Origin of the sequence: Cohaesibacter gelatinilyticus, from assembly GCF_900215605.1 — a bacterium.
Taxonomy (GTDB): domain Bacteria; phylum Pseudomonadota; class Alphaproteobacteria; order Rhizobiales; family Cohaesibacteraceae; genus Cohaesibacter; species Cohaesibacter gelatinilyticus.
The window spans coordinates 12,042-25,197 of the sequence record NZ_OBEL01000004.1; the positions used below are offsets into that span (position 1 = coordinate 12,042).

A 13,156-nucleotide genomic window follows, 5' to 3' on the forward strand; every position below is an offset into this window, starting at 1 on the left:
GAAATGACACCCTTAACGACGAATAAGGACTGGCAAAAAGCGTTGTTGCCCATGAACGCAACTTTACAGCAGGCAATTCATTGTCTGAACGACTCTGCGTTTCAGATCGCCATTGTCATACATGCTGACGGCAAACTGCGTGGCACATTGACAGATGGTGACATTCGGCGTGGTTTGCTGCGTGGTATGACTCTAGAGAGTTCTATTGAGTCTTTGGTGAAACTGGATCCCTTTGTTGTGCCAACCAGTTTCGGGCGAGATGCTGTTCTGATGCTAATGCAGTCCAACGGTGTTCAGCAGTTACCTATCGTTGACGAAAATCGCATGGTTGTCGGTTTGCATGCTCTGGATGAGCTATTGACGCCTCAAACCCGTGAAAACCTGATGGTCGTTATGGCCGGTGGTCAAGGGAGGCGTTTGCGACCACACACTGAGAATTGTCCTAAGCCTTTAATCCCGGTTGCTGGTAAGCCCATGCTGGAGCATATAATCGAGCGTGCTCGTAGCGAAGGTTTTGGTAAGTTTATTCTGGCAATTCACTATCTTGGCCATATGATCGAAGAGTATTTCGGTAACGGCGCAAAATGGGGTGTGGAGATATCCTATTTGCGGGAAGATCGTCCATTGGGGACGGCAGGTGCTATAGGGCTGATGGCAGATTTGCCAGAACAGCCGTTTGTTGTTTCCAATGGTGATGTATTGACAGATATTCGCTACGGAGAACTCTTGGATTTCCACAATCGTCATGGCGCCATGGCGACGATGGCAGTTCGTTTACATGAATGGCAGCACCCATTTGGCGTAGTCCGCACCAAAGGTGTTGATATTGTCGGCTTTGAAGAAAAGCCTATTTCACGCAGCCATATCAACGCTGGCGTCTACGTCCTTGATCCACTTTCTTTACAGCACATGCAAAAAGGAGAACATAGTGACATGCCGTCTCTATTTGCTCGTTTGCAGGGTGCATCTCAACGAACAATTGTATACCCGATGCATGAACCTTGGCTTGATGTTGGTCGCCCGGATGATTTGCAGACGGCAAATAGTCAAAAATCCTAATACGGAGTCTGAGCACTATCATGACTGGTACATCTCCAACTTGGTGTTCGAACTGTTTGGCAATGTCGACACGGCCTCGGATTTCTTTTGATGAGCGTGGCTGGTGTAATGCTTGTCGTTGGACAGAAACCAAAAAAATATTGGACTGGGCAAGTCGCGAACAAGAATTACTGAAGCTTTTGGACAAGCACCGTGGTCAAGGAGATTTTGACTGTTTGGTTCCCGTAAGCGGTGGCAAAGATGGTTCTTACGTAGCATATAATTTAAAACACAAATACGGTATGAACCCACTGTGTGTTACGATTACACCAGCTTTGCCGACGGCACTGGGTGAAAAGAATCTGCGGAATTTTGTTGAAAGTGGTTACAACCATATCACAGTAAATCCGTCTCATGTTGCGTTGCACCGGCTGAACAAAACAGGCTTTGTTGAAATGGGCCTTCCTTACTATGGCTGGTTGGTTTCCATTATGTCTGCAGTAATCCGCGTTGCCGTACAGTTCAATGTGGGTCTGATTTTTTACGGAGAAGATGGTGAAGTTGAATATGGTGGGACTACAGAGACTCACTGTGATCCTATCTTTGATGTTCCATATCAAAAGCGTGTTTACTTAGAGGGCGGCTATAACAAGGTTCTGGAAGCCTCAGGCCTGTCGAAAGAAGACCTGTACTTCTTCCAGTTCCCCAACGATGAACAGCTCGCAAAAAGCAATATTGCGCTGACACACTGGTCCTATTTTGAGAATTGGGACCCCTATCGCAATTACTTGGTGGCTAAAGAGCACTGTGGTTTGCAGGAAGCTGAAGATGCGAACTCTGGCACCTTTACCAACTTTGCTCAGAATGATCAGTCTTTATATGCGCTGCATACCTATCTTATGTATCTGAAATTTGGTTTTGGTCGCGCTAATCAAGATGCCAGTATTGAGGTTCGCCGAGGCGCCATGGATCGCCAGCAGGCTGTCAACCTGGTGCGCTTGTATGACGGTCAATATCCAGAGGAACTGATTCCGCTGTATCTGGATTATTACAAAATGACCAAAGATGAATTCGATGCTGTTCTGGACCGTTATGCGAACAACGATCTGTTTGTCAAAGAAGACGGTATTTGGACACCTACTTATGAGATCGTTTAATGACATCACGTCATCTCACCATCGTTGACTATGGCATGGGAAATCTGTGGTCTGTTCGCAACGCCTTGATGTTCTTAGGGTGTGAAGTGGAAATTTGCAGTAATCCCAATCGGATAGAAGAAGCATCATGTCTCATTTTGCCCGGTGTAGGCTCATTTCGCAGAGCGATGGAACGGTTGCGGGCAGCAGATCTGGATCAGGCCATTTTGAATTCTGTGCGGACTCGGTCCAGCAAAATTCTGGGGATTTGTTTGGGCATGCACTTGCTGGGGACAACAGGCAGTGAAGATGGATCCACAAAAGGTCTGGGCCTGATTGATGCGACTGTGGACGGGTTTGTTCTCCCCGAAAATAGGCAACATAAAATTCCGCATACAGGATTTAACGTTGTGCATAGCACTGAGTCGTCCAGATTATTTTCTGCTTTGCCGCGACAGGCAGATTTCTATTTTGTGCATTCCTATCGCATGTTGGCGGATGGGCTTCCTGGTGAGGCTGGTATCTGTCATCACGGCGAAAGCTTTATGGCAACTTACGAAGAAGGCAATGTCTTTGCAGCTCAGTTCCACCCGGAAAAAAGCCAAACCAATGGTTTGTTGCTTTTGAAAAGTTTTTTGGAAAGTTAAGAGCATGGTGAAACAGCGTCTAATTTTTACGTTGCTCTATAACAATGGTAACTTTGTTCTGAGCCGGAATTTCCGACTGCAAAGGGTTGGGAATCTGCGCTGGCTGCAAAAGAACTATGATTTTTCCAAAATTTCCTTCTCCATTGACGAGCTTGTGGTTCTGGATGTTACACGTAGCGAGCGCAATATCGAGGCATTTTGTCAAGCTCTGCAAAAACTGACGGAAGGATGCTTTGTCCCGATTGCAGCTGGTGGTGGCATTACCACAATGGAGCACGCACAGGCACTGTTCCGCTCTGGCGCAGATAAGATTGTTGTCAATACACACGTACATGAAGACAGCGGGCTAATTTCTGAAATTGCCAAGGATTATGGTCAGCAGTCACTGATTGCATCCATGGACGTCAAAAAGGCATCGGATGGCCAATACGCCGTTCACGTGGAGTCCGGTGAGCGTCCTTTGGACGGGGCGGTTACAACTTGGATTGACAAGGCGTTGCAGGCTCCAGTGGGGGAATTGTATCTGAACTCTATGGTGCAGGATGGTACCGGGCAGGGATACGACTTGGCTATGCTGGATCATTTGCCGGAAAAAGTTGAAAAACCGATTATTCTGGCCGGAGGGGCAGGAAACTCTTCTCATCTTGCTGAAGGATTGGCAGACCCACGTGTGGATGCAGTGGCAACAGCCCACTTGTTCAATTTTGTAGGGGATGGCCTGAAAAAAGCCCGACTTTCTTTGATTGATGGTGGTGTAGATATCCCCACTTGGGATGTTGGCCTGTTGGAAAATCGTGCAACCATTTCTGTGGCAGACGCCTAAGGGGATTCATCTGGTATGCGTGTGTTGATTGTCGGACAAGGCAGTATTGGAAAGCGCCATTTGGCGGTTGCTCGCGATTTGCTGCCGGATGCAGAGATTCGGATCCTGCGTCATCAGCCGACAGATGATGTTCCAGATTTGGCAGATGGATGTCTCAGTGCAATGGCAGATGCAGTGGCTTATGCGCCGGATCTGTCAGTGATTGCTTGGCCAGCAACGCACCACATCGCGGTGGCTCAATGTTTGGCAGAAGCTGGGTCGCACTTACTGATGGAAAAGCCTTTGTCCTCAAATCTTGAAGGTACGACAAAGTTGATGGCAACCTGCCGAGCTCAAGATCGTGTTTGTATGGTGGGCTATAATCTACGTTATGTGGACTCTCTGCAGACCTACCGTCAGATGATTTCAAATGGGCAGGTTGGTCGCATTTTGTCTGTGCGGTCTGAAATTGGCCAGTATTTGCCCGACTGGCGTCCAGATAGCGACTACCGTACAGGGGTTTCTGCCCGACAGGAGCTTGGCGGCGGCGCCTTGTTAGAGTTAAGCCACGAAATTGACTACCTGCGCTGGATTTTTGGCGATGTAAACTGGGTTCAGGCAGTTATGTGTCGTCACAGTGATCTAGAGATCAATGTTGAGGATACGGTTTATTTGATGCTTGGCCTTGAGCCTACATCTGTTGCTGCTCAACCTGTGGCGAATGTGGCGTTGGATTTTGTGCGCCGTGATCCTGTTCGGACCTGCACAGCAATTGGATCAGAAGGTACGTTGCGGTGGACAGCATCTGAAGGTTTGGTTGAATTCTATGACCCGGAAAAATCTGTGTGGCAGGTTGTGTTCAGAGGCGGCACAGTACGTGACAGCTATTATGCCGAGTGGCATAACCTCTTGAAATGTATTGAAGGCACAGCCACACCATTGGTTTCTGTCGAAGATGGGATCCGGGTTCTGGATATTATATCGGCTGCACGAGCAGCAGCGGATACGGGTACACGGGTCAATGTTCAAAACACTCTGGAAGATAAGGCAGGTGCATGACCTATGAAGCAATGATCTTTGCGCGTGGTGGGTCCAAGGGACTTCCACGGAAGAACATCAGGCCGCTGATGGGGAAACCTTTGCTAGTTTGGTCTATTGAACATGCTTTGGCAGTTCCGGGTATTGACCGAGTTCTGGTATCCACGGATTGTGAAGATATTGCAGCCGTTGCCCGTGAATGTGGTGCGTGGGTCCCGTTTTTGCGTCCTGCAGAATTGGCCGCAGATGAGAGTCCAGAGTGGCTAGCATGGCGTCATGCGCTGCAGTTTCTGTTAGAAACAGAGGGAGTTATGCCACATGCCATGCTCAGCGTTCCTGCAACGGCCCCTTTGAGGCTGCCGAAAGATCTACAGTCGTGTCTGATGGAATATGAGAAAGGCGATTGCGATGTTGTGCTGACTATGACCGATGCGCACCGCAGCCCGTACTTTAATATGGTGAAGTCCAATGATGATGGTACGGTAAGCCGCGTTATTGAACCTGATGGCAATATTGCACGCAGACAAGATACGCCGGTGGTTTATGACCTCGCGACTGTTGGCTATGTTCTGAATACAGAATTTGTCATGAACAACAATGCGATTTTCGATGGCCGGGTTCATTCTGTCTATATTCCGATTGAGCGGTCTGTGGATATTGATACCTTGCTTGATTTCCAAATTGCGGAGCTTTTGCTCCAGTCACGATAAACAAACAGCGGTTTTAAACGACGCGCGCAACATTCCTGATCGGCCTTCATCTATGATGTCTTGATAGTCGATACCTCCGAGGAAAAAGTCTATGAACTCTCCGGTTTACTACCTTGGTCTAAGTATTTCACACAACTCTTCAGCGGCAATTATGCGTGACGGTGAAGTAGTTGCAGCAGCCTGTGAAGAACGCTTCTTTCGGAAGAAGAATTATGTGGGCTTCCCACGGGAATCCATTAAATATTGTTTGAAAAAAGCTGGGATTTCCGGGTCTGATATTGTGCGCGCTGCCTATACAACGGTCGAGAATTCCGGTTTGATGATGAAAGTCAAAAACAACACTGAATTTTCCTTGCTGGATTATTGGGACTACTATGGCGAAAAATATTATGCCCGAGCTGCCCGTGGTGAAGACACGTCTGATTATCTGAAGTGGTTGCGCGATGATCCGCAGTTTAATCGCCAAGAAGAATACTTTGATTTTTCTTGGCTAACTGATGATGTACTGGATAACACCAAACTTGATGCGGAACTGTTCCGTAAGGAATGCGTACGTATTTTGAGTGCGGAATTTGATGTTGCGACGGATAAGATCGACTTTATCGATCATCACGAATGTCACGCATACTATGCCTATTTTGGGTCTCCGTTCCGTCAGGATGATTGTATTGCATTGACCTTGGACGGTTGGGGCGATGGTCGCAACCAAACGGTTTGGAAAGTCAGTGATGATAAATTTGAATTCCTAGCTGAGTCCGCGCAGAACGATTTGGGGCGCGTCTACAAAATGGCGACGCTGCTGTTGGGAATGCGCCCTGATGAACACGAATTCAAGGTCATGGGCTTGGCTCCATATGCCAAAGAATCTTACGTGCGTAAGGCCATGGAGCCGTTGATGAATCTCAGCCGTGTGGAAAATATGCGTCTGGTTTCTCATGATCGTCCGGCAGATTTATTCAGCTATTTGCAGGAAGTTTGGCGGGATCATCGTTTTGATAATATTGCCGGTGCCGTACAGCTTTATACGGAAATCATGGCGTGTGCATTGTTCAAAGACATTGTTGAAAAAACGGGCATCAAACGTTTTGTGGTCAGCGGCGGCATCGCCATGAACATCAAAATGAACAAAATCATTGCTGAAATGCCGGAAGTCGAAAAAATGTTCGTTTGTGGCTCCGGAGGCGATGAAAGCCTCTCCATAGGTGGCTGCTATGTTATGAACAAGGATGCAAGCACCAATGCGCCGCTCAACCATCTCTATCTGGGTTATGACGTTACCGAAGAAATGGATGATTTTGATCCTTCCATTTATGCGGACAAGTTCACTGTCACCGAAGATATTGGTCTGGATCAGGTTGCCAAGTTGATTGCAGATGGCGATATCGTCGCCGTTATTCGCGGCGGTGCGGAATTTGGTGCGCGGGCGTTGGGTAATCGTAGTATTTTGGCTAATCCGGGTGTACGGGAATCTGTCAAACAAATCAATGAAGCCATTAAGAACCGTGATTTTTGGATGCCTTTTGCCCTTTCTATTTTGGAAGAAAAGCACAAAGATTATTTGCATAACCCCAAAGACCTAAGCTCCCCATTCATGGCGATCGGTCTGGATACCAAGGATGAGACATACCAACGGATTATTGCCGGAACACATCCGTATGATCGCAGTGTTCGCCCACAGTTTGTCTCCAAAGATCATGCGCCACAGTATCATGCTTTGATTTCCGAGTTTGAAAAACTGACGGGCACACCGGCCATGCTCAATACAAGTTTCAACTTGCATGGCGAACCCATTGTTAACACTATCGCTGATGCTGTGCGGACATTTGAATTGTCTGGCTTGGACCATTTGCTGATTAACGATCAAGTACTTCTTAGCAAAAAACAATAATATCCAAGCTTGGATCTAGGAGAAATCTCATGACCTTGAGAAAAGAATATCTAAAAGAATTCCTGAATTGGTTTTGGTTGCGGCCAGAAAACGCAATTTTGCTTGCGATCAGAGCAGAAAAATATGCATCAACATTTAATTTCTTTGATGAGGCATCACTAGATGTATCGTGCGGCGATGGTGCATTCAGTTTTATTGCGGCAGGTGGCAAGTTTGGGATCGACACAGATATGTTTCAGGCAATTGATATCAGTCAGAAGCGTGTCGGAAATCATGATGCATTTGATGCATATGATAACACCTATCATGTTGATATCGTTAAAAAACCAGATGTGTTCTACAGCCATGGTTCGGATTGGAAGCAAAACCTTCTGAACAAATCGAACGCTCTAGGCTGCTATCAAAATCTTGTTTTGCATGACAACAACAAGAAGTTTGCTTTTGATGACGAAAGCTTCGGTTACATCTATTCCAATAGCACATATTGGGTAGATTCATTTGAAGATCATATCAATGATTTATGCCGTGTTCTGAAGCCTGGAGGGCGGCTTGTCCTAGAAATCAAGTCAAAGGATATTCTGCGGTTCTCATTAGACCAGTATGCCCTAAAGCTGTTTGGTAAAAAGAGCTGTGCGTTAATTGATGCCGGACGTCGCTCCACCTGGATGGGGTTAAAGGAAGTTGATGAGTATAAAAATATCTTCAGTAAACTGCCAAATATGAAAGTAGTAAGAGAAGAGCCTGTCTACGGTGATCTAATGTCACAAATATGGGATATTGGCCTGCGCCCTGTTTTTAATCCGTTGGCAAAACTTGCAAATGGCGTGAACCGTGAAACACGGCGAGAAGTGAAAACAGAATGGTGCGAAACATTCTATGATCTTATGGAACACTTCATAGTCAATTATGAATCTGAAAAAGAAACAGCTATTGAGTGGCTTTTTGTCCTAGAGAAAGAAAAATATGTTAATCCTTGATGATCAGGCATGCCATGCTTTTTGAAAGAGATGGGACAGAGCACTCATGGCATATTCTCTGCTAAGAGCTCGAATGACAGTACGGAATATTCCTGACGTCCTGATGCCACTTTTAGAATTAGGCTGAAGTTTGGCGATATCGTGTATTGCGTCACCAGTCTTTCTCTTTGCACATTGTTTATTGACGATAGAAGTGTCTCATAAGATCTGGAACAATATTCAAGATCTGATTTCTATAACCGTCATATTGTTTCCGGTGTTCTTATACTGTCTACCAAATTAGAATTTCTGTATTTCAATTTCTAGGAATACATCATGAAGGCGAAGTTGTAACTGATAATGGAAACCAAAGGGATTGATTATGCTTCACATGAGTCGGCTCTTAATTGTTGAATATCACCTATGATAGATAAATCTGATGTTGAGACTAATGTCGTCGTGATCACTGGGGCTGCGGGCCTGATTGGTAAAGCTTTTGTCCGGGCTGTGGCTCAAACCGGGGCAATCGTGATTGCTGCAGACATTGATCTGTCTGCAGCCGAGGTCGTTGCGAATGATTTACAGGATCTAGGCAAGGTAGAGACTGCGTATCTGGATATCACGTGCCCAAAATCGGTTGATATTCTGATTGCTGATTTGATGGACAAACATGGGCGGATTGATGCTGTTGTGAACAATGCTTATCCGCGGAATGCTAATTATGGTCGTAAACTGGAAGAGGTGACCTATGCAGATTTTAGTGAAAATATGAATCTACATTTGGGGGGGTGTTTTCTCATTGCGCAAAAATTTTGTGCAGCGTTTAAGGCGCAAGGCTTTGGCAATGTGGTGAATATGTCCTCGATTTATGGTGTTATTGCACCACGTTTCGAAGTTTATGATGGAACGGCAATGACGATGCCTGTGGAATATGCAGCGATTAAGTCTGCAGTTTTACATTTAACAAAATATTTTGCACAATATTTCAAAGGAACAGGTATTCGGGTGAATGCGATTAGTCCAGGTGGTATCTTTGCTGATCAACCCAAATCTTTCTTGGATGCATATGGCTCAAGATGCGCAGGTAAGGGTATGCTGGATCCGCAAGATATTGCAAACACATTAGTTTTTCTGTTGTCTGACCAGTCTCGATACATTACTGGGCAAAATCTGATAGTTGATGACGGATATGCCCTCTAAGAAACCTGTTTATAAAAAGTTATGGGCAATGCTGTCTGGCTCTCAACGCTGGGCTGCTGTGATTCTGGGTGTTCTGATGCTGTTAGGAATGGCATTTGAGACCTTGGGCATTGGTCTGGTCATTCCTGCCTTGGCGCTGATGACAGATCCGGAAATCATGAGCCCAGATTCCAAATTTGCACCTTACATTGCGCAATTAGGCACGCCATCACGTGAAACATTGGTGAAGTATGGCATGTTGGTGCTCTTGGGCGTCTATGCGGTTAAGACGATTTTTTTAATATTCCTTGCTTGGTGCCAGTCGAAATTTGTCTATGCCTTAGAGGCAAGTGTTTCCACGCGCTTATTTGATGGTTATCTACGGCAACCATATCTATATCACGTTGCTCGGAACTCGGCGCATCTACTGCGGAACCCAACGGCTTTGGTGGCAGAGTTTGTACAAGTCGTACAACAAGGCCTTTTGCTGATTGCCGAGTTTTTTGTGTTGCTGGGTGTTTCCGTCTTGCTTGTCACGGTTGAACCATTTGGTGCAATTATTGTTGTTGGTATTTTGGGTATTTCAGGCTGGCTGATCAATAAAAGTATTCGGAACCGAGTTCTTGTTTGGGGGGAGCGTCGCCAGCACCATGAAAACTACCGCATGCAGCATTTACAGCAGGGGCTGAATGGTATCAAGGATGTGAAGCTATCAGGTCTTGAGCGACACTTCCTGAATGAATTTGCTCAGCATTCTATAGAAAGTGCATCAGCTTCACAATTGCGCACAGCCTTTAAGGCCATACCAAGACTGGTTCTAGAATTACTGGCCGTTGTGGGGTTAGTTGTGCTGGTGATTGTTATGCTGGATACCGGGAAAACGGTTGCATTGCTTTTACCGACATTAGGTCTGTTTGCTGCAGCAGCTTTTCGTTTGATGCCGTCAGTTAACCGGATTATTGCGGGTTTCCAGGCTTTGCGATTTGCGGAACCTGTGATCAATACGCTGCATACAGAAATTGAAGATATCGAAAACTGCGCAGACATTAATGATCAGCCTGCCATGGCATTTGATAAGACCATTGTTTGTCGGGATGTGATGTTCCAATATCCTGAAAGCCAAAGCCATTCTTTGCAGGGGGTCTCTTTTGAAATCCACAAAGGGGAGTCTGTTGGCCTTGTTGGCGGCAGTGGTGCAGGCAAAAGCACTTTGGTGGACTTGCTAACAGGATTATTGCAGCCCGAGGCAGGGTTCGTCTGTGTAGATGGTAATGATATCACGCAGAATATCCGAGGTTGGCAAAAGCAGATTGGTTATGTTCCACAGTTTATCTATCTGACTGATGATTCTTTACGCAGGAACGTGGCTTTCGGTGTACCTGACCATTTGATTGATGATGATGCAGTGCATAGGGCTTTGCGTGCTGCACAACTGGAAGACTACGTCAGCAGTCTCTCAGATGGTTTTGATAGTCAGGTCGGTGATCGTGGTGTTCGCTTGTCTGGAGGGCAGCGCCAGCGTATTGGTATAGCGCGCGCCTTGTATAATGATCCGCCTGTTCTGGTGCTGGATGAAGCAACTAGTGCTTTGGACAGTGCAACGGAGAAGGGCATCATTGAGGCTGTTGTTGCGCTACATGGGGAAAAAACCATTATTATTGTAGCGCATCGTTTGACGACCATTCAACACTGTGATCGTGTACTACGTCTTGAAAAGGGTAAGTTGGTTCAAGAGGGTGACGTTGCAACTGTTTTGACAGCAATGGCAACACATCACGATGGCATTCAGAAATCTTAATAAATCTTTAGGGATTCAAGCACAGCGGCGTTTGCAAGAGTAATGCAAAGATATATGGATTAGGGACATCAAAATGCTCAAAAAGGACGAACTTGAACACAGCAGCTTTGTGATTGCCGAAGTGGGAAACAACCATCAGGGCAAACTCGAAACGGCCCGTGAATATATTCGCGTCTTCGCAACGTTGGGTGCAGATGCTATCAAGTTTCAGACCCGCAATAATAAGTATCTATTCTCAGAGTCTGGATACGCAGCACCATATAATGGTGATAACTCCTTTGCTAGTACCTACGGCGAGCACCGCGAGCTTCTGGAACTAAAACCGGAATGGTTGCCAATTCTGAAAGAAGACTGTGAGAAATTTGGTGCGAAATTTATGTCCACACCGTTTGATGAACCTAGTTTAGATCTGGTAAATAAAGCTGGTGTGGATCTGATCAAGATTGCATCGTTTGATCTGGGTAACCTTCCATTCCTGAAGAAAATTGCAGCAACTGGTTTGCCGATTGTGATGAGTTGCGGCGGTGGGAAAGCTGAGCACATTCGTGCTAGTTTCGAGCAACTACGTGCAGGCACAGATCAGATTGCAATTCTGCATTGTGTTTCTGAGTATCCTTGTGATCATAACCGTTTGGGTCTGAATAATCTTGATATCCTGAAAGCGGCTTTCCCTGAGTGTGTTATTGGTTTGTCTGATCACTTTACGGGTATCTTGTCTGGTCCTGTCGCTTATATGAAGGGCGCCCGCGTTTTTGAGAAGCACGTGACCCTGAACCGGGCCTGGAAAGGAACGGATCATGGTTTCTCTTTGGAACCTGAAGGCTTTCGTAAATTTATTCGCGATATCAAACGCGTGCCGGAAATGATGCCGCCCAAGCCCGAAGAGGAACTGGGAGATGAATTTGTCTTCAAAAAGCTGGGCAAATCTCTGGTGGCTTTGCGTGATATTAAAGAAGGTGAAAAAATCACTGTTGATGATCTGACTGGTCGTATTTACAGCAATGAGGGTATTCCGGTTCGTCAGTCTCTGAATATTATTGGTCGTATTGCAACGCGTCACATTGTTGCTGGCGAACTTATCGCTTACGAAGCAGTGGAAGATCGGTAGAGCTACGCCCAAAAAAATTTTATAGGAACTGGGGAACTAAAGTATGCAGATAGATCCGCTTTTTGATATATCTCAACAAACGGTGATTGTGACCGGTGTTGCTGGGCAGTTGGGTGAGCAGTATGCGCAGGTGTTCTTATCCCGTGGGGCGCGGGTCAGCGGGGTTGATCTGAAGGCTTCTGCTGTTACAGAAAAACTGCAAAAGGATTTTCCTGAGACTTTTGCCCTGTATGAAGCAGACATTGCGCAGAAGCAGAAACTGGAAACCGTGCAGCAGCAAATGTTGGCAGATGGCCGCATTCCGACGGTATTGATCAATAATGCAGCGCTGGATTCTCCGCCGTCTGCACTACCCGAAGAAAATGGCCCGTTCGAGACCTACCCGGAGACCTCCTGGGACAAGGTTTTGGATGTAAACCTTAAGGGCACCTACTTGTGCTGTCAGGTTTTTGGTGGCTGGATGGCGCAGGAAGAATGCGGCTCCATCGTCAATGTTGCCTCCATCTATGGTGTGGTGTCCCCGGATCAGAATATTTATCAATATCGCCGGGATCGGGGTGAGGATTTCTATAAACCCGTAGCTTATTCCGTATCCAAGTCCGGGCTGTTGAATCTGACACGCTATTTGGCTACCTATTGGGCGCGTCAGAATGTTCGGGTCAATACGTTGACCATTGCCGGGGTGTTTAACCATCAGGATGATGATTTCCTCAGCAATTATTGTGGACGTATTCCGATCGGGCGCATGGCAGACCCGGATGAATACAATGGTGCAATGATTTTCTTGGCCAGTGAAGCATCCAAATATATGACCGGATCCAACCTTGTGGTTGATGGCGGTTGGACAGCAATTTAG

Annotated in this window: 12 protein-coding genes; all 12 read left to right on the forward strand. The window is 46.3% G+C overall.

Translation table 11 applies throughout. The features are described from left to right. The first annotated feature begins 3 nt into the window (after positions 1-3). The 12 genes from CRO57_RS16055 to CRO57_RS16110 all read left to right on the forward strand — a co-directional run bounded on the left by CRO57_RS16055 (position 4) and on the right by CRO57_RS16110 (position 13,156). A complete protein-coding gene (locus tag CRO57_RS16055) occupies positions 4-1,059 on the forward strand; it encodes a nucleotidyltransferase family protein (protein WP_097154511.1) in 1,056 nt (351 codons plus the stop codon). A 20-nt stretch (positions 1,060-1,079) separates the two neighbouring features. Further along, positions 1,080-2,195 carry an N-acetyl sugar amidotransferase gene (locus tag CRO57_RS16060; RefSeq protein WP_097154512.1) on the forward strand — a complete coding sequence of 372 codons (1,116 nt, stop codon included), beginning with the start codon at positions 1,080-1,082 and terminating at the stop codon, positions 2,193-2,195. After that, positions 2,195-2,821 (forward strand): imidazole glycerol phosphate synthase subunit HisH, encoded by a 627-nt coding sequence (gene hisH / locus CRO57_RS16065; protein WP_097154513.1) that lies wholly within the window; start codon positions 2,195-2,197, stop codon positions 2,819-2,821. Before CRO57_RS16060 ends, hisH begins: the two co-directional genes overlap by 1 nt. A gap of 4 nt (positions 2,822-2,825) precedes the next feature. Further along, complete coding sequence (locus CRO57_RS16070; RefSeq protein ID WP_097154514.1) at positions 2,826-3,644, forward strand: HisA/HisF-related TIM barrel protein; 819 nt, start codon at positions 2,826-2,828, stop codon at positions 3,642-3,644. Positions 3,645-3,659: 15 nt separating this feature from the next. After that, on the forward strand, positions 3,660-4,682 hold the full coding sequence (locus tag CRO57_RS16075; protein WP_097154515.1) for a Gfo/Idh/MocA family protein: 1,023 nt from the start codon (positions 3,660-3,662) through the stop codon (positions 4,680-4,682). Continuing rightward, positions 4,679-5,371 carry an acylneuraminate cytidylyltransferase family protein gene (locus CRO57_RS16080; RefSeq protein ID WP_097154516.1) on the forward strand — a complete coding sequence of 231 codons (693 nt, stop codon included), beginning with the start codon at positions 4,679-4,681 and terminating at the stop codon, positions 5,369-5,371. The genes CRO57_RS16075 and CRO57_RS16080 overlap by 4 nt, the downstream gene beginning before the upstream one ends. 91 nt (positions 5,372-5,462) lie before the next feature. Further along, positions 5,463-7,259: a carbamoyltransferase C-terminal domain-containing protein gene (locus CRO57_RS16085; RefSeq protein ID WP_097154517.1), complete on the forward strand. Its 1,797-nt coding sequence runs from the start codon at positions 5,463-5,465 to the stop codon at positions 7,257-7,259. A 29-nt stretch (positions 7,260-7,288) separates the two neighbouring features. Then, positions 7,289-8,236: a methyltransferase domain-containing protein gene (locus tag CRO57_RS16090; RefSeq protein WP_097154518.1), complete on the forward strand. Its 948-nt coding sequence runs from the start codon at positions 7,289-7,291 to the stop codon at positions 8,234-8,236. 402 nt (positions 8,237-8,638) lie between these two features. Further along, positions 8,639-9,415 carry an oxidoreductase gene (locus CRO57_RS16095; protein WP_097154519.1) on the forward strand — a complete coding sequence of 259 codons (777 nt, stop codon included), beginning with the start codon at positions 8,639-8,641 and terminating at the stop codon, positions 9,413-9,415. After that, positions 9,396-11,192, forward strand: coding sequence for an ABC transporter ATP-binding protein (locus tag CRO57_RS16100; RefSeq protein WP_210200904.1), 1,797 nt, complete (start codon positions 9,396-9,398; stop codon positions 11,190-11,192). Before CRO57_RS16095 ends, CRO57_RS16100 begins: the two co-directional genes overlap by 20 nt. Positions 11,193-11,265: 73 nt before the next feature. After that, positions 11,266-12,300 carry an N-acetylneuraminate synthase family protein gene (locus CRO57_RS16105; RefSeq protein WP_097154520.1) on the forward strand — a complete coding sequence of 345 codons (1,035 nt, stop codon included), beginning with the start codon at positions 11,266-11,268 and terminating at the stop codon, positions 12,298-12,300. A gap of 43 nt (positions 12,301-12,343) precedes the next feature. Further along, complete coding sequence (locus CRO57_RS16110; protein ID WP_097154521.1) at positions 12,344-13,156, forward strand: SDR family oxidoreductase; 813 nt, start codon at positions 12,344-12,346, stop codon at positions 13,154-13,156.